This is a genomic window from Mycobacterium asiaticum DSM 44297 (assembly GCF_000613245.1).
Classification (GTDB): domain Bacteria; phylum Actinomycetota; class Actinomycetes; order Mycobacteriales; family Mycobacteriaceae; genus Mycobacterium; species Mycobacterium asiaticum.
The window spans coordinates 1,010,730-1,026,833 of record NZ_HG964936.1 but is presented as its reverse complement, the minus strand read 5'-3'; the positions used below and the strand labels follow the sequence as shown (position 1 = coordinate 1,026,833).

General features: G+C 66.0%; 14 protein-coding genes. 4 read left to right on the top strand and 10 right to left on the bottom strand.

All coding sequences use genetic code 11. The annotated features are described in order from the left end of the window. Window positions 1-19: 19 nt before the first annotated feature. From BN972_RS04880 to BN972_RS04855, 6 genes are all read right to left on the bottom strand, one after another. Window positions 20-3,247, bottom strand: a complete 3,228-nt coding sequence (locus tag BN972_RS04880; protein ID WP_036353521.1) for a PPE family protein — start codon at window positions 3,245-3,247, stop codon at window positions 20-22. Between the two features lie 149 nt (window positions 3,248-3,396). Next, on the bottom strand, window positions 3,397-3,795 hold the full coding sequence (locus tag BN972_RS04875; RefSeq protein ID WP_051545280.1) for a hypothetical protein: 399 nt from the start codon (window positions 3,793-3,795) through the stop codon (window positions 3,397-3,399). Between the two features lie 37 nt (window positions 3,796-3,832). After that, a complete protein-coding gene (locus BN972_RS04870) occupies window positions 3,833-5,098 on the bottom strand; it encodes a DUF58 domain-containing protein (RefSeq protein ID WP_036353517.1) in 1,266 nt (421 codons plus the stop codon). Continuing rightward, window positions 5,095-6,081, bottom strand: coding sequence for an AAA family ATPase (locus BN972_RS04865; RefSeq protein ID WP_036353514.1), 987 nt, complete (start codon window positions 6,079-6,081; stop codon window positions 5,095-5,097). The genes BN972_RS04870 and BN972_RS04865 overlap by 4 nt, the downstream gene beginning before the upstream one ends. Beyond that, window positions 6,078-6,560, bottom strand: coding sequence for a hypothetical protein (locus tag BN972_RS04860; RefSeq protein ID WP_036353511.1), 483 nt, complete (start codon window positions 6,558-6,560; stop codon window positions 6,078-6,080). The genes BN972_RS04865 and BN972_RS04860 overlap by 4 nt, the downstream gene beginning before the upstream one ends. After that, complete coding sequence (locus BN972_RS04855) at window positions 6,557-7,513, bottom strand: DUF4129 domain-containing protein (protein ID WP_036353508.1); 957 nt, start codon at window positions 7,511-7,513, stop codon at window positions 6,557-6,559. Before BN972_RS04855 ends, BN972_RS04860 begins: the two co-directional genes overlap by 4 nt. Window positions 7,514-7,630: 117 nt before the next feature. On the opposite strand from BN972_RS04855, the gene BN972_RS04850 reads away from it, so the two are divergent. Beyond that, on the top strand, window positions 7,631-8,917 hold the full coding sequence (locus BN972_RS04850; RefSeq protein WP_036353506.1) for an HNH endonuclease: 1,287 nt from the start codon (window positions 7,631-7,633) through the stop codon (window positions 8,915-8,917). Here the strand turns inward: BN972_RS04850 and BN972_RS04845 are convergent, their stop codons facing one another. Together BN972_RS04845 and BN972_RS04840 are read right to left on the bottom strand one after the other, a co-directional pair. Beyond that, a complete protein-coding gene (locus BN972_RS04845) occupies window positions 8,918-9,751 on the bottom strand; it encodes an SDR family NAD(P)-dependent oxidoreductase (RefSeq protein ID WP_036353503.1) in 834 nt (277 codons plus the stop codon). Further along, window positions 9,748-10,350 (bottom strand): TetR/AcrR family transcriptional regulator, encoded by a 603-nt coding sequence (locus BN972_RS04840; RefSeq protein ID WP_036353501.1) that lies wholly within the window; start codon window positions 10,348-10,350, stop codon window positions 9,748-9,750. Before BN972_RS04840 ends, BN972_RS04845 begins: the two co-directional genes overlap by 4 nt. A 43-nt stretch (window positions 10,351-10,393) precedes the next feature. Between BN972_RS04840 and BN972_RS04835 the strand changes: the two genes are divergently transcribed. Both BN972_RS04835 and BN972_RS04830 read left to right on the top strand, forming a co-directional pair. Continuing rightward, window positions 10,394-11,512, top strand: a complete 1,119-nt coding sequence (locus BN972_RS04835; RefSeq protein WP_036353498.1) for a phosphotransferase family protein — start codon at window positions 10,394-10,396, stop codon at window positions 11,510-11,512. After that, a complete protein-coding gene (locus tag BN972_RS04830) occupies window positions 11,512-12,627 on the top strand; it encodes a hypothetical protein (RefSeq protein ID WP_036353495.1) in 1,116 nt (371 codons plus the stop codon). Before BN972_RS04835 ends, BN972_RS04830 begins: the two co-directional genes overlap by 1 nt. On the opposite strand, the gene BN972_RS04825 is transcribed toward BN972_RS04830, so the two are convergent. Continuing rightward, window positions 12,610-13,653 (bottom strand): TIGR03617 family F420-dependent LLM class oxidoreductase, encoded by a 1,044-nt coding sequence (locus tag BN972_RS04825; protein ID WP_051545055.1) that lies wholly within the window; start codon window positions 13,651-13,653, stop codon window positions 12,610-12,612. The genes BN972_RS04830 and BN972_RS04825 overlap by 18 nt on opposite strands. An 85-nt stretch (window positions 13,654-13,738) precedes the next feature. Between BN972_RS04825 and BN972_RS04820 the strand changes: the two genes are divergently transcribed. Beyond that, window positions 13,739-15,085, top strand: coding sequence for a flavin monoamine oxidase family protein (locus tag BN972_RS04820; protein WP_036353492.1), 1,347 nt, complete (start codon window positions 13,739-13,741; stop codon window positions 15,083-15,085). On the opposite strand, the gene BN972_RS04815 is transcribed toward BN972_RS04820, so the two are convergent. Continuing rightward, window positions 15,080-16,057 carry an alpha/beta fold hydrolase gene (locus BN972_RS04815; RefSeq protein ID WP_036353489.1) on the bottom strand — a complete coding sequence of 326 codons (978 nt, stop codon included), beginning with the start codon at window positions 16,055-16,057 and terminating at the stop codon, window positions 15,080-15,082. The two genes, BN972_RS04820 and BN972_RS04815, sit on opposite strands and share 6 nt — an antisense overlap. Between the last annotated feature and the right edge of the window lie 47 nt (window positions 16,058-16,104).

The window sequence follows — 16,104 nt, the reverse complement described above, 5'->3', positions numbered from 1 at the left end:
ACCGTCAGGGCTGGAACCCTCAGGGCTGACCGAAGAAGCCGGCCTGGTTGTCCCCCTGGTTGCCCACGCCGGAGCTGTTGTCGCCGGAGTTGGCGAAGCCGGAGCTGTTGGTGCCGGAGTTGCCGACGCCGGAGTTGTTGCTACCCGACAGGTTGATACCGACGTTGTCGGTACCTCTGTTCGCGAACCCCGTATTGAATCCGGTGCCCGCATTGTAGAAACCGACTTGCGCCTCCCCGCTGTTCATCACACCCGAGTTGGGCAGAGCACCGGTGTTGACGTTCTGGAACCCGGACTGATTGTCACCGGTGTTGAAGAAACCGGAAACGCCCGTGCCGGTGTTTCCGAACCCAGACGTTGTTCCCGGTTGGTTGACCGCGCTGCCCACCGCGGTGTTCACGTCACCGGCATTGAACAGGCCGGTGTTGAGATTGCCGGCGTTGCCGAAGCCGGTGTTCAGGCTGCCAGAGTGGAACGAACCCGTGTTGGCGCCCCCGCCAAGCACCCCGTTGCCGCCCGCGTTGAAATCCCCGGTGTTATTGAGGCCCGAATTTCCACTGCCCGCGTTGAAATCACCGCCGTTGCCGATCCCTACGTTCGAGAAACCGCCGTTGCCGATGCCGACGTTCTGGCTACCGCCGTTGCCGAGGCCGGTGTTGTGAGCGCCGCCGTTCCAGAACCCGGTGTTGACGTCGCCGGCGTTGCCGAACCCGGTGTTGCCGTTGCCGGAGTTGAAGAATCCGACGTTGCCGTCGCCGGAGTTGAAGAAGCCGATGTTGTTGCTCCCCGAGTTCCCGAAGCCCAGATTTCCGATTCCGCTGTTCAGCGCGCCGATTCCGACCTGGTTGTCACCGGTGAGTCCGAAGCCGATGTTGTTGTTGCCGTTGTTGCCGAAGCCGAAGTTGAAACTGCCGTTGTTTCCGAACCCGACGTTGGACACGCCTGAATTTCCGCTGCCGAGGTTGAAGTTGCCGATATTGCCGTTTCCGAAGTTCCCGAAACCGAAGTTACCGCTACCCAGATTGTTGCTGCCGGAGCGGTTTCCGAAGCCGAAGTTGCCGTCGCCGAAGGTGTTGCCGCTGCCGAAGTTGAGCGCGCCGAGGTTGTTTCCGCTACCGAAGTTTGTGTGGCCGATATTGCCGCTGCCCAGGTTGTAGGACCCGAAGTTTCCGCTGCCCAGGTTGAGGTTGCCGATGTTGCCGCCACCGAGGTTTACGTTGCCGAGGTTGCCGATGCCCAGGTTGAGGTCGCCGATGTTGCCAGCACCCAAATTCCAGTTGCCGAGGTTGCCAAGGCCGGTGTTGACGCCGGGCAGCGCGAAGACCGCTCCCGGCGCTGCCAATGCCGCGACCGCCGGCGCCAACGGACCAAGGTCGAGCAGGAAGGCCGGCGCGCTGGCGCGGCCGAATATCCCGGCTTGGTTGTCGCCTTCGTTGAAGGCTCCGGCGCTTTGGTTGCCGGAGTTGCCGATTCCGGTGCTGAAATTGCCTGAGTTCGAAATGCCCACGCTGTTGTCGCCGGTGTTGAACCAACCGACACTCTGGCCGGTGTTACCGATGCCAGTGGCAAAGGCAGCTGAATTGCCAAAGCCGCTCGTGAAGGATTCCGAGTTATTGAAACCAGAAATTCCGCCGAGGCCGACCATACCGGCGTCATTCTGGAAACCAGAGGAGAAATCAGCGGAGTTGTTGAAGCCCGAGCTACCGGTGCCGGTGTTGCCGAAGCCGGAAGATGTGACACCTGGTGGAGTGATTGAGCTACCGATTGCGGTGTTCAGATTGCCGGAGTTGAGCAGACCGGTATTGGTGTTGCCAGCGTTTCCGTACCCGGTGTTGGTCTCGCCGGCGTTCGACAGGCCGGTGTTGAAGTCGCCGGAATTCACCCAGCCGGTGTTGAAGCCCCCGCTGTTTCCCGAGCCCATGTTGCTAGAGCCGGAATTACCGGAACCCATATTCCCCGATCCCGCGTTGCCCAGCCCAAAATTCGCAAAGCCCGAGTTTCCGGCGCCCGTCGCGAAGTCACCCGCATTCCAGAAGCCGGTGCCGGTGGTGCCCGAGTTGCTGAAGCCGAAGCTTCCGTTGCCCGAATTGAAGAAGCCGAAGTTGCCATCACCGGAGTTGAAGAAGCCGATGTTGTTGTTCCCCGAATTCCCGAAGCCGAGGTTGCCCACCCCCGAGTTCAGTAGCCCGATCCCCACCTGATTGTCACCGGTGAGACCGAAGCCGATGTTGTTGTTGCCGTTGTTCCCGAACCCGAAGTTCAAAGTGCCGTTGTTGCCGAAGCCGATGTTGTTGAAGCCGAGGTTGCCGCTGCCCAGGTTGAAGCTGCCTCGGTTGTCCGAGCCGTAGTTGGTATCGCCGAAGTTGCCGCCACCGAAGTTGCCGTCGCCAAAGTTGCCGAAGCCGAAGTTGCCGTTGCCATTGTTGCCGAAGCCGAAGTTCAACCGACCGAGGTTACCCAGGCCTAGGTTGGTGAAGCCTGTATTCCCGAAACCCAGGTTGTAGGACCCGAAATTGCCGCTGCCGAAGTTGAGGTTACCCGTGTTTCCGCCACCGAGATTCACGCTGCCGAAGTTGCCGCTGCCCAGGTTGTAATCACCGAGGTTGCCCCCACCCAGGTTCCAGATGCCGTTGTTCCCCAGGCTCGTGTTGATGCCCGGGAGCACCGAAGCCGCTACGGCAGCGGCCGGAGCGGCAAGCACCGCGACCTGACTCAACCCCGGCAGAGCCGCCAATGTGGTCCCCCACGACGACAGAGCCGCCACCGCGGCGGACGCCCCGCCGTGGTACCCCACCAACGCCGCTACATCGGCCGCCCAGAACTCTTCATAGATGCTTTCCGCCGCCGCGATCGCCGGCGCGTTCTGACCGAACAGATTGGATAACACCAGCTGCACGAACGCATTTCGATTCGCGGCCACCGCCAGCGGGTGCACCGTCGCTGTCCGCGCCGCCTCGAACAACCTTGCCACCGCGTTGGCCGACCCCGATGCCGTGGCGGCTCGGGCGGCTGCCGCGCTCAACCATGCCGCATAGGGTGCGGCCGCCGCTGCCATCGCCTCGGCGGCGGCGCCCTGCCAAGCCTGCCCCGCCAACCCCGACGTCACCGCGGCAAACGACTGAGCGGCGGACGTCAACTCCTCGGCCAGACCGTCCCATGCCGCCGCGGCCGCCAGCATTGGTCCCGAACCGGCTCCGGCAAACATGCGCAGGGAATTGATCTCGGGCGGCAATCCGAAGAAACTCATCTGGCCATCCCCTTCCGGCGAGTCGCTCCACGCCCACGATGAAGGGCTCCCGCAAACCGCCTCAGGCGGGACTGTATGACGTAACACGCGCAATTTGTAGCGAATGAACCGAACTCATGTGAATTTGTTACGAGCCCACCGCGCCAAATTCAATTCAGGAAGGGCCGGGCGGTGAGCGCATAAATTCCCAATACCCCGAGCGGCGCTATCAACGGCAGCCACGGCACTTGCAGCGGAAAGGACGTAGCGACCAGCCCCGCTGCAGTAAAACCAACGGCACCAATGATTGTCGGCCAGCTTCCCGCATCGACCGCGCTGACGGCATGCCGACAGACCAAATACGCCGTCGCGAACAGACCCGACAGTGCCGCAATCCCCTGCGAAGGTTCCGAGAGCAGGATCAGCACCACCGACAGCAGCACGGCAACCGTCGCGCCAGGTCGGAATATCATCCCCGCTTCCACCGCAAGCACCGCGGCGCCGGCAACTGCCAGAGCCGCGCCATGGGATCCGACGGCAGCCGTCCCGACCGTGAGCAAGCCGAGCATTGCCGCGAAGACCCCGTTACCCGATTGCGCAAACACCTCAGCCGCCACCCCGCAACTGCCCACGGACCCGACGGCGGCGATCGGGCAATGCCCCCATCGACTGCTCGAGCGAGCGGTCCGATGGCCAGGCCAGCACGTCCACGCCGATGGAGGTCATGTCTCGATACATCGCGGAGCGCTGCAACGCCCACATTCGCCCAACCAGCGGGTCGTGTTCGCCCTCGAACGGCGAAGTGTCCAGTACGTCGACCGCGACCACGACGTGGCCGCGCTTACGTAAGTCGATGAGCGCCAACGCGAATTCGGTATCGAGCAGCGTCGAGAAGGCGATGACGATCGCCCCCGCCGGGACCGCGGCCCGTGGCGCGAGTGTTCCGGTGGTTTTCTCATATCCTTCGCCCGCACCCAGCACGGTGTCCAGCACGCGGTAGAACTGACGCTGGCCGATATCGGCGCCCAGCCAGCGTGGCCGGCCTCCGCCCAACGCGACGATCCCGGCACGGTCACCATTGCGCAGCGCGGTCTGCACCACCTGCGCCGCCCCCCGCACCACACGTTCGGTGGCCTGGGTCGCCGGCCCCGCCGGCTGTCGATAGGTGTCGATCAGCACCACCACGTCGGCGGCCCGGTCGGTCAGCCGCTGCGTCACGTGCAACCGGCCACGGCGCGCACTGACCGCCCAATTCACTGCGCGCAGTTGGTCGCCCGGAATGTACGGGCGGATGTCGGCGTATTCGACGCCGGGACCCACGTGCCGGGTGAGGTGGGCGCCCAACCGGTCGAGCAACTCGGTTCGTGGAATCGAGGTTGCCTGCGGTGGTGTCAGTGGAAAGACTATGACGTCGGCGGTGTCGACGGTCCCGGTGCCCCGCACCAGGCCGCCGCGCGCGAGGAGGTCGACACCCACCCGGATCGGATACCGTCCCCACCTTTTAGCCACGGCGGCAACTGTTTTCGCGTGCCTACTTGGTGAGTCCAGCACCTCCACTTCCATGCCGCCGACCGATGACACCGTCAGATCCATCGCGTCCGAACCGGATTCCGTGGTGGCCCACACCGATATTCGCGCTTGCTCGTCTTCGAAGCATCGCTGCGAATCCGGCTCGGCATGCACTTGAACCGTGGGGACCGGTAGCTGCCAATTCAGTGAGCACAGCACACCGAGCAGCGGGGCCGCGAAAGCAATCAGCTGCCAACGTCCACCGATGACGGCAGCCACCAGCGCGACCCCGGCACAGGTCGCGATCGACAACGTCAATTGTGATGCACGCCAATGAAACTCGACGTCACGAGTTTGGATCATGCCGGGCTGTTCTTCTCGTTGGCGCGGGGCACGGGCAAGCGCCGCAACAGTTCCCCGACCACGTCCGCGCCCTGGATCTTGCGGACCCACATCTCCGGTCGCAGCGTGATCCGGTGTGCGACCGCAGGGGTGGCGAGCGCTTTGACGTCTTCCGGGATCACGTAATCGCGACCAAGCAGCAGGGCGCGGGCACGGGCGAGCTGAACCAGATCGAGCTCGGCGCGCGGGCTGGCGCCGACGGCGACCTGGGGATGATGCCGGGTCGCCGTGGCCAGCGAAACGACGTAGTGCAGGACGTCTTCATGCACCGATACCTGCTCGACGGATTCACGCATCGCCAGCAGGTCGTGCGCGTCGACGACCTGGTTGACGGTCGGTTCGGCGGACCCGCGTTCCAGACGGCGCCGTAGCATCGCGGTCTCGTCTTCCTCGGACAGGTAGCGCAGCTCCAGGCGGATCGAGAACCTGTCGAGTTGCGCCTCCGGCAGCGGATAAGTGCCTTCGTACTCGATCGGGTTGTCAGTGGCCAGCACGATGAATGGCGTTGGCAGTTTGTGGGTGTGGCCATCGATGCTGACCTGTCCCTCGGCCATCGCCTCCAGCAGCGCCGCCTGAGTCTTGGGCGGCGTCCGGTTGATTTCGTCGGCGAGCAGCAGGTTGGTGAAGATCGGCCCGCGCCGGAACTCGAAGCGTCCCGACTGCATGTCGTAAATGGTCGAGCCCAATAGATCGGCCGGCAGCAGGTCCGGGGTGAACTGCACCCGGGTGAATTCCAGTCCCAATGCGGCGGCGAAGGAACGCGCGATCAACGTCTTGCCGAGTCCGGGCAGATCCTCAATCAGCACGTGACCACGGGCCAGGACTGCTGTGAGGATCAACGTAAGGGCCGCGCGCTTGCCGACGACGACGCGTTCGATTTCGTCGAGCACCGCCTCGCACTGGGCAGTGGTTTCTTCAACTGACCTAGCGGCCGGCGTTGTCATACCTGCTCCAACCTTCGCAGAATCTCCTCGAGCGCCGCCCGACCGGGCCCCGGCTGGTCGGCAGCCGCATACCCCACGTTATTCGGGTTAACCCATTCCCAAAGTTCGGGTCCGAACAGCATCTCTCCGGTGGCACGGAATGCGGCCGGATCTTTTGCCTGCCGTTGGCCCGTGGTGAGTTCGAAGCGTCGCGCCAGCATCGGGCGCAGGTGACGGTCCCAGTCCGCGCGAGTGGAATCCGACCACCGGATCGTTGTCTCGGTGCTGGCCAACCAGCGACGCAACGAGTCGGCGAGATCGTCGGAGTCCGGTTCGGCCGCCGGCTCGTTCGGGTGACCCAACGCGCGGCGGATGTTGAGCAGCACCAACGTCAGACCGACGCCGGCGGCAAGCAGCACAAACCGGCGATCCTGCGCCACCAGCAGCAGCAGCTCCGTTCCGATGATCAGCAGAATGCCCAGGGCCAGTAGCCTTTTCATACCGCCTCACTCGAGCGCGGCACGATCTCGTCGAGCACCAGCTCGAGCACCCGCACGGCGGTCTCGCGGTGCCCCTCGTTCATCACATGGGGACTGAACCGGGCTTCCTCGAACAGGTTCACCAATTCGACGGCGGTGTCGGCGCGCAGTGCACGATGTGCGACCGCCCTGGCCAGTACCTCGGTGGGAGTGTCGGCTTCCTGCGGGACGGCACCGGGGACATTGGCCAGCTCGCGCTCCATAGCGGCATAGCATGCGATGATCGCCTCGCGCGGTTGGCGGCTCAGGTCGGCCATCTCGGCCAAGCCCACTTCGGCTGCGCGCACCAGCGATTCGGACGCCGCTTCCGGCACCGGGGGGTCTCTTCGATTGACGGCTGGGGGCGCGGACGCAGTCGGTTGCCGACGGCGACGGGAAGCAATGACTCCGCCGGCGAACAACATCAGCAACACGGGTATGAACGCCAGCAGGGCACCCAACGTGTCCCCGTTGTTGTTGCGGTGTGACGGCTGTTTTGGTGGCGGGCCGTCGCGAGGTACCGCCGGCGGGGCCGGCGTCGAACTTTGTTGAGGAACATCAAGATTGACTTCAGGCGGGGTCCACAGGCGGGACAACAGAAGTGCGATGGCCAGCCAGGCCACGATTACTGCGAGTGCGATCAGCACGACGCGCCAGCTCGCTCGTTCGCCGCTGCCACGTCCCAGCAATTCCGAGAGGTTGCCCGAGCTCGGCGCCACCGCGCGCGGGTCGCGGAAGCGAGCGATGAGGGAGAACGCCAGCAGTCCCACTGTTGCGGCAATTGCCGCGACGAGGAACATCAGCGGAGCGCGGTTTCCGCCGTCGTCAGCAAGCCGCGCGTCGTGCTGCGGCGGTAGGTACCCGCGCAGAGCGGCGGCGGCCACGATCAGCAGGACGAGCACGGCGACCACGCGGCCCGTCGGCTTGTCGAACATCAGCGGAAGGCCACCAAATGCCTCATAGGTGCCTCATAGCCGAAGGCTAGCGGCGCGCGCCCGCCCCGGTCCAGTAACGCTGGCGACTCGTCCCCGTGGCGGTGTATTATCGAACATATGTTCGAACTAGCGGAACTTGCGTCGATCTCCCCGGTGGCGGGCGAAGCCGAACTGGTCGCCCGGATCACTGCGTTGGAGCAGGTCAAAAGCGCGGCGGCGGCGGGTCAGGCCCGCGCGGCGGCGGCACTGGCCACCGCCCGGCGAGCCGCCGAAACCGCGGCCGGGGTGCCGGCGTCCAAACGCTGCCGTGGTCTGGCCAGCGAGATCGCCCTGGCCCGGCGCGATGCTCCGGTCCGCGGGGGCCAGCACCTGGGCCTGGCCAATGCGCTTGTCCACGAAATGCCGTACACGCTGGCCGCCCTGGAATGTGGAGCGCTCTCCGAATGGCGGGCCACCCTGATCGTGCGCGAATCGGCCTGCCTGGACGCCGAAGACCGCCGCGCCCTGGACCGCGAGATGTGCGCCGACCTCGACAAGCTCACGGGCAAGGGCGACAAACGCCTGACGGCCGAAGCCAAAGCCATCGCTTACCGGCGCGACCCGCACGCAGTGGTCGATCGTGCCGCCAAGGCTCCGCAGGACCGCACCGTGACCATCCGGCCCGCCCCCGACACCATGAGCTGGGTGTCGGTTCTGCTGCCAGTCGCGCAGGGCGTAGGGGTGTACGCCACGCTGCGGCGCATCGCCGACACCACCTTTGATGGCCGGTCCCGCGGCCAGGTCATGGCGGACACCGTCGTCGAGCGAATCACCGGCTGTCCCGCCGACGCGGCCGCCCCCGTCGCGGTCAGCGTGGTGATCTCCGATACCGCTCTGCTCGGCCAGGACACCAGCCCCGCCCTGCTCGACGGCTACGGACCCATCCCCGCCGAAGTGGCCCGGACCATGATCGACAACGCTCTGACCGATCGACGCTCCCGGGCGAGCCTGCGCCGCCTCTATGCCCGGCCCGGCACTGGGGCCCTGGTCGCCATGGAATCCCGCAGCCGCACCTTCCCCCGCGGCCTCGCCCGGTTCATCGGGTTACGCGACCAAACCTGCCGCACTCCCTATTGCGACGCCCCCATCCGCCACCGCGACCACGCCCAACCCTGGCGGCGCGGCGGCAAGACCAGCGCCGACAACGGCCAGGGGCAATGCGAACTGTGCAACTACACCAAAGAAGCGCCTGGCTGGCAGGTCACTACCGGCACCAGCGAGGGCCGCCACAGCGCGCAGTACACCACCCCCACCGGCGCCCACTATCGGTCGACGGCCCCACCCGTGCCCGGCCACCCCAGAGTCGATATCAGCGAAGTCGAAACCGGCATCGCGATCACGCTGATCAACCGTCACGCCGCCTGATCAGAGGCTGAACGGTGTGAAGGTGCCATCGAGCACCTGCAGGTGCCCGATAGTGCGCCCGGTCACCACGGCGGGGTCCACCCGCGTGAGTTGCACTGCCGCTTGGGCGAATTCAACGGCCGAGCTGACTTCGTCGAAGCTGCGCGCGTAGTAGGACAACCCCGGCGTCATGATCGCCTTGGACGGCGCAAGCGCGTTCACTGCGATGTTGTACTCCGCGAGATCGTATGCGGCGCATTGGGTCAGATGCTCGAGCGCGGCCTTGGAGCCTCCGTAGCCGGGCAGCACGCCGGCGCTTCGGTCCGGATAGGGCCCGTCGCCGGGCAGACGCGATGCGACCGAAGTGATGTTGATGATCGAGCCGCCGCCCGCGGTGATCATGTCAGGGCTGACGAGCTGCATGAGTTCGTAGGCGGCGAAGATCGAGATCTCGAAATGCCGGCGGTAGGCGGACAGCGGTGTGCTGACGAAGCCGGGCCAACCTGGTTTCGACTTGGGCGTCGCAGGCTTGGGACGCGGCTGCGCGCCAGGACGCCCGGGTGCGGTGAAGGCGGCATTATTGATCAGTATCGTGATGGGGCCCAACATGTCTCGCGCGGTATCTACCAGCCGGACTATGTCGTCGCGCTCGGTCAGATCGGCCCGCACGGCCACCGCCCGTCCGCCCGCCGCCTCGATGTCGGCAACAGTCTCGCCGATAGTGCCGGGCAGCCGGTCATCCCAGACCGCTTCCGTACGGCCCGCCACGGCCACTGCTACACCCTCGGACGCCAATGCCAGCGCGATCGCCCGTCCCAGCCCGCGGCTGGCGCCGGTGACGATCGCCGCCGTCATCGAGTGACCCCGTGCACGATGATGGCGGTGGTCTGCTGCACCCAGGCATCGTCGAGTTTGCGGTCCGGGTACAGCAGCATGCGCAGCATCGTGGCTCCTCCAATCAATTCGATCAACCGGTCCGGGTCGACATCGGGATGCGCCTCCCCTCGCTCCACGGCTTCTGCCAGTCGCATTCGCACTGTGGCGAACAGGTCTGCGAACCGGGACATGACCCGGGCGTTGAGCTCGGCGTCCGCGGTCATGTCGGCGACGAGCCCCGGCAGTGCGGCGCGCACGACCGGCGTCGTGAACACGTCGCGGGTGGCCTCGATCATCATCTGAATATCGGCGGCGAAATCGCCGGCGGGCGCCACCAATGCGGTCGGTGCGACCGGGAAGGCCGCCTCGTGCACCAACTCGGCCTTGCTGGACCACCTGCGATACAGCGCCGACTTGGTGGTCCCGGCACGTTCGGCGACCGCGGCCAGGCTCAGACTTGAATAGCCGATGTCCACAAGCAGTTCCGCCGTCGCGGCAAGGATGGCAGAGTCGATACGCGGATCCCGGGGCCGGCCGGCACCGGGGGCCTTGTCAAGGGTAGACGGGTCTGCTTTCATAACGCTACCTACCGTATCGTAATTACCCCGCAAAGGAAGCATCGTGGCCAATGAACCGGCGGTCGAAGAGATAGGCCGCATGCAACGCTCGAGCCGCGACACCGCCACCGTCCCGAGCTTGATGTCCCACTGGCTGTCGACCGTGCTCCCCGTCGCCCCAGAGGTCACCGTGGAAAGCGGTGTGGACTCGACGGGCATGTCCTCGGAAACCATCATCTTGACCGCCCGGTGGGAGGACCACGAGGAGAAGCTGGTGGCCCGCGTGGCGCCGACCACCCAGGACGTACCGGTCTTCCCCACCTATCGCCTCGACCATCAATTCGAAGTCATCCGTCAGGTCGGCGAGCTGACCGACGTCCCGGTCCCAAGGGTCCGCTGGATCGAGAACACCGGGGACGTGCTTGGCGCGCCGTTCTTCCTGATGGATTACGTGGACGGCGTGGTGCCGCCGGACGTCATGCCATATACGTTCGGCGGCAATTGGTTTGCCGATGCGCCCGCCGATCAGCAGCGCAAGCTACAGGACGCCAGCGTGACGGTACTGGCCAACTTGCATTCGATCCCCCAGGCCGAGAAGACATTTGGTTTCCTCACCGAGGGACTCACCGGTGACACCGCGCTGCGCAGACACTTCAACTGGGTGAAGTCCTGGTACGAGTTCGCGGTCCCAGACATCGGCCGCTCGCCACTGGTCGAACGCAGTCTGCAGTGGCTGCAGGACAATTGGCCCACGGATGCCGACGCCCGCGAACCCGTCCTGCTGTGGGGCGACGCACGGGTGGGCAACGTGTTATACCGGGACTTCGAGCCCGTCGCGGTGCTGGACTGGGAAATGGTGACACTGGGCCCGCGTGAACTGGATGTGGCCTGGATGATTTACGCGCACAAGGTCTTTGAGGAACTGGCCAACCTGGCTACGCTACCGGGCCTGCCGCAGGTGATGCGTGAGGAGGACGTCCGCGCCACGTATCGGCAACTCACCGGTGTGGATCTCGACGATCTGCGCTGGTTCTACGCGTATTCGGGAGTCATGTGGGCCTGCGTGTTCATGCGTACCGGCGCGCGGCGGGTGCACTTCGGCGAAGCCGAGAAGCCCGACGACGTGGAATCGCTGTTCTACCACGCCGGATTGATGAAACGCTTTATTGGAGAGGATCAGTGATGCTAGGCCCACTCGACGAGTACCCGGTTCACCAGCTCCCTCAGCCGATCGCCTGGCCTGGTTCCTCGGACCGGAACTTCTACGACCGCTCCTATTTCAACGCCCATGACCGCACCGGTGACATCTTTGTGATCACCGGCATCGGCTACTACCCCAACCTGGGTGTAAAAGACGCGTTCCTCTTGATCAGGCGCGGCGACACTCAGACGGCAGTGCACCTGTCCGACGCGATCGACCAGGACCGGCTGCACCAACACGTGGGCGGCTACCGGGTGGAGGTCATCGAGCCGTTGCGGAAACTGCGCATCGTGCTCGACGAAACCGAGGGAATCGCAGCCGATCTCACCTGGGAAGGGTTGTTCGACGTCGTCCAGGAACAGCCGCACATCCTGCGCTCGGGCAACCGGGTCACGCTCAACGCGCAACGCTTCGCCCAGCTGGGCAGCTGGAGCGGGCAGCTGTCCGTCGACGGGGAGGAGATCAAGGTCGACCCAGCCCGGTGGATCGGCAGCCGGGACCGATCCTGGGGCATCCGCCCGATCGGCGAACCGGAACCCGCCGGGCGTCCGGCCGATCCGCCGTTCGAGGGCATGTGGTGGCTATACGTGCCGATCGCGTTCGACGACTTCGCCATCGTGTTGATCATCCAGGAGGAGCCAAACGGATTCCGCTCGCTCAACGACTGCACCCGGGTGTGGCGCGACGGCCGGGTCGAGCAGCTGGGCTGGCCGCGGGTGAAGATTCATTATCGTTCGGGCACCCGGATCCCGACCGGGGCGACCATCGACGCGACGCGGCCCGACGGCACCCCGATCCACTTTGACGTGGAGTCCAAATTGCCGGTGCCGATCCATGTCGGCGGCGGCTACGGCGGCGATTCGGACTGGCTGCACGGCATCTGGAAGGGCGAGAAGTTCGTCGAACGGCTCACCTACAACATGACCGATCCCGCGATCATCGGCCGCTCCGGTTTCGGCGTGATCGACCATGTCGGTCGGGCCGTGTGCCGCGACGGCGATGCCGATCCGGTCGAAGGTTGGGGTCTGTATGAGCACGGCGCACTGGGCCGGCACGACCCGTCGGGCTTCGCCGACTGGCTAACCGTTGCGCCGTAGTGGCGGGCGAAGCGGGTCGCCACCATCGTGCCTGAGCTCGTCGATAATCTCGGCCATCGTGGACAGGCCGATCGGCGCCGCCTGATACAGGAACACGCTGTCGGCGACCCCGTCGAGGCGGTCGCGTATGTGCGCGGCAATCTGGGCGGGGGTGCCGCACGCCGCGATGGTGTGCATCATCTCGTCATCGACCAGCCCGGCCATCTCCTGCCAGCGGCCCTGCTTGGACATCGCGTTGAGCTCGGGCTGCAGGTCCTCCCAACCATGAGCGGCGAGCACCGGACGGTACGCGGGGGTGGACCCGTAGAAGGCCAGCAGCCGACGGGTACCGGCGGCTGCCCGCTCCAAAGCCTCCTCGGTATCGCCGGCCGACACGATGATCTCGGGAATGATCCTGAAGTCCTCGGCACGCCTCCCGCTGGCCTTTAGGCCCGCCCGCACCGCGGGCAGCGTGTTCGTCTGCAGGAACCGCTTGGAGCCGAACGGCATCACCAGCAGGCCGTCGGCATGTTCGGCCGTGGCCCGGGTCAGCCGGGGACCCAGGGCGCCTACAAAAATCGGCGGTGGCCCATAGGGATTCGGGCCGGGATTGAAGGTCGGCGTCATCAGCGTGTGCCGGTAGTAGTCGCCGCGAAAGTCCAAGCGGCCACCGGTGTTCCACGCTTCGAAGATGGCGCGTAGCGCCGCGATCAACTCGGTCATCCGCGCCACCGGGCGGTCGAACTCGGCGCCGAATCGCTTCTCGATCTGCGGCCGGATCTGGGTACCGAGTCCCAGGGTGAACCGCCCGCCGCTGAGCAACTGATGGTCGTTGGACTGATGCGCCAGGTGTATGGGATTTCGCGGGAACGCGATCGCCACATTGGTCATCAGGTCCAGTCCGCCCACGGTGGCCGCCAACGTCAACGGAGCGAACACGTCATGCGGCCCCTCGAAGGTGGCGACGCCGCTTGCGCCGGCGTCGCGCAGCTCACGGGCCCGTTCGGCCGCATCGGCAAGGCCATACAAAGCGGTGAAGACTTTCAACGCGCCTACCTCAGATACGTGGCCGGGGGACGACGGGGCAAAAAAGTACAGTACGGAACCTGCTTAATGCTGTTGACTAGGGGACGTGACAACCCCCCCGCGGACTGTCGATGTCGTCGTGGTGGGCGCCGGCTTCGCCGGGCTTGCCGCAGCTCGCGAACTGACGCAGCAGGGTCACGACGTGCTGGTACTCGAAGGTCGCGACCGCGTTGGCGGGCGTTCGCTTACCGGCAGCGTCGCCGGCTTGCCCATCGACCTGGGCGGCTCGTTCGTCGGCCCCACCCAGGACGCCGTCAAAGCCCTCGCCGCTGACCTGCGGATCCCCACCACACCGACGCACCACGAGGGCAAGAACGTCATCCGCTGGCGCGGCTCCTCGCGCCCCTACCGGGGCACCATCCCACGGCTCTCGCTGCTCGGCTTGCTCGACATCGCGCGGTTGCAATGGCAGTTCGAGCGGATCGCTCGCACCGTGCCGGTAGCGGCACCCTGGACTGCGCGGCGGGCGCAGCAACTCGACGAGGTGTCACTGGCTCAGTGGTTGCGCCTGATCCGCGCCACCGCCTCCTCGCGTGACCTGATGGCGATCATGACGCGCGTGACCTGGGGATGTGAGCCCGAGGACGTGTCATTGCTGCACGCCGCCCGCTACGTGCGTGCGGCCGGCGGCATGAACCGTCTGCTGGATACCCGAAACGGCGCGCAGGAGGACCATTTTCCGGGCGGCACCCAGCAGATCGCGCTGGCCGTGGCCGCCGAACTGGGCGACCGGGTGCTGCTCAACGCACCGGTCCGTCGCATCGACCGGCACGGCTCGGGCGTCACGCTCACTACCGAGCAAGGCCAGGTCGAGGCCGGCTTTGTGATCGTGGCCGTCCCGCCCGCCCATCGGGCCGCCATCGAGTTCAATCCGCCACTGCCTCCGGAATACGAGCAACTCGCCCACAATTGGCCCCAGGGCCGGCTCAGCAAGGCCTACGCGGCGTACCCGACACCGTTCTGGCGAAAGAGCGGGTTCTCCGGCCAGTCCTTGTCCGACCAGGGCCCGGTCTTCATCACCTTCGACCTCAGTCCGCACCCCGACGGCCCCGGCCTGCTGCTGGGTTTCGTCGATTCCCGCAGCTTCGACTCGCTGTCCCCCGATCAGCGCCGCGGCAAAGCGCTGCAGTGCTTTGCCGCGCTGTTCGGGGACGAAGCACTCCAACCCCTCGACTATGCCGACCACCGTTGGGGCGCAGAGCAATTCGCTCCCGGCGGTCCGACTGCCGCGGTGCCGCCCGGCTCGTGGACGAAGTACGGCCGGGTGCTGCGCGCACCGGTCGGCCCCATCCATTGGGCCGGCACCGAGACGGCTGACAATTGGACCGGGTACTTCGACGGCGCGGTCAGGTCCGGCCAGCGCGCCGCCGCCGAAGTGGCGGCAATGCTATGAGCTGATCAGCCGGAAGCGGTCGTGCCGGGCCATCGCGGATTCGGCGAGGCCACGCAGTTCCCGGTTGACCTCAGCCGGCCGTTCCAGCATCGAGCAGTGACCGCCGGGAAGTTCGACCAAACCGATAACATTCGGTGCGTCGCGAGCGATCCGGCGGGAGTGACTGATCGGTGTCAGCCGATCCCGCTGGCTGCCGATGACCAGGGTCGGCACCGTCAGGCCGTCGAGGTTGAGGTAGCGCGACCCAACCTCGGCCATCAGCATGCGGGCGCAACCGCCGCGTCCGGCCGGGGAGGTCTGCTCGAAGAGCTCATACACCAGCCGGGCAGTAGCCGGATCGGTGCCCGCCCCGACCGCCATCATCGCCACCAGGTGCTGGCTCGGTATCCGGGCAAGAGCCGGAAGCGGCAGTCCCCCAACGGCATTGATCAGGGTGCGGCCGGCCAGCACGCGGGCCGGCGACAACCCCCTGGGCACCGACAACAACTTGATCTGGCGCAGCAGGTCCCCGCTCGCCGTGTTGATCAACGCGACCGCGTCGGCCCGCCGCGCGACCTTGTGCCGGTAGCGCTCCGACCAGGCCTGGATGGTCATGCCGCCCATCGAATGCCCGGCGATCACCGCACGCTCGTACGGGGCGAGTGCGGCATCCAGCACGCAATCGAGGTCGGAGGCAAGGTGTTTGAGGCTGTAGCCGCCGCGCCGCGGCACGCCACTGCGGCCGTGGCCGCGGTGATCGAACGCGATGACGCGATATTCGGTTGCCAAATCAGCGATCTGATAGGCCCAGGCCCGGATGGCACAGACGATGCCGTGTGTCAGGACGATCGGGTAGCCGTCCGGCGGCCCGAACACCTCCGCGTGCAGCGGGGTGCCATCGGCGGCGCGGACCGAAAGGATGCGGCTGGGCGGTAAGTCGACGGGCAGCTGGTGGCCCGATCTGCCACGGTCAGTGGACTTTCGAGCACTCATCGTCGCTCCCCCCTCGGCGGCTCCGTTGCCACCCTCCGGTGTCCCGC

What these genes read in the sequence shown, in the direction of transcription:
- BN972_RS04880 (WP_036353521.1), bottom strand. Translation starts at nt 3,247, where the DNA reads ATGAGTTTCTTCGGATTGCCGCCCGAGATCAATTCCCTGCGCATGTTT.
- BN972_RS04875 (WP_051545280.1), bottom strand. Translation starts at nt 3,795, where the DNA reads ATGCTCGGCTTGCTCACGGTCGGGACGGCTGCCGTCGGATCCCATGGC.
- BN972_RS04870 (WP_036353517.1), bottom strand. Translation starts at nt 5,098, where the DNA reads ATGATCCAAACTCGTGACGTCGAGTTTCATTGGCGTGCATCACAATTG.
- BN972_RS04865 (WP_036353514.1), bottom strand. Translation starts at nt 6,081, where the DNA reads ATGACAACGCCGGCCGCTAGGTCAGTTGAAGAAACCACTGCCCAGTGC.
- BN972_RS04860 (WP_036353511.1), bottom strand. Translation starts at nt 6,560, where the DNA reads ATGAAAAGGCTACTGGCCCTGGGCATTCTGCTGATCATCGGAACGGAG.
- BN972_RS04855 (WP_036353508.1), bottom strand. Translation starts at nt 7,513, where the DNA reads ATGTTCGACAAGCCGACGGGCCGCGTGGTCGCCGTGCTCGTCCTGCTG.
- BN972_RS04850 (WP_036353506.1), top strand. Translation starts at nt 7,631, where the DNA reads ATGTTCGAACTAGCGGAACTTGCGTCGATCTCCCCGGTGGCGGGCGAA.
- BN972_RS04845 (WP_036353503.1), bottom strand. Translation starts at nt 9,751, where the DNA reads ATGACGGCGGCGATCGTCACCGGCGCCAGCCGCGGGCTGGGACGGGCG.
- BN972_RS04840 (WP_036353501.1), bottom strand. Translation starts at nt 10,350, where the DNA reads ATGAAAGCAGACCCGTCTACCCTTGACAAGGCCCCCGGTGCCGGCCGG.
- BN972_RS04830 (WP_036353495.1), top strand. Translation starts at nt 11,512, where the DNA reads ATGCTAGGCCCACTCGACGAGTACCCGGTTCACCAGCTCCCTCAGCCG.
- BN972_RS04815 (WP_036353489.1), bottom strand. Translation starts at nt 16,057, where the DNA reads ATGAGTGCTCGAAAGTCCACTGACCGTGGCAGATCGGGCCACCAGCTG.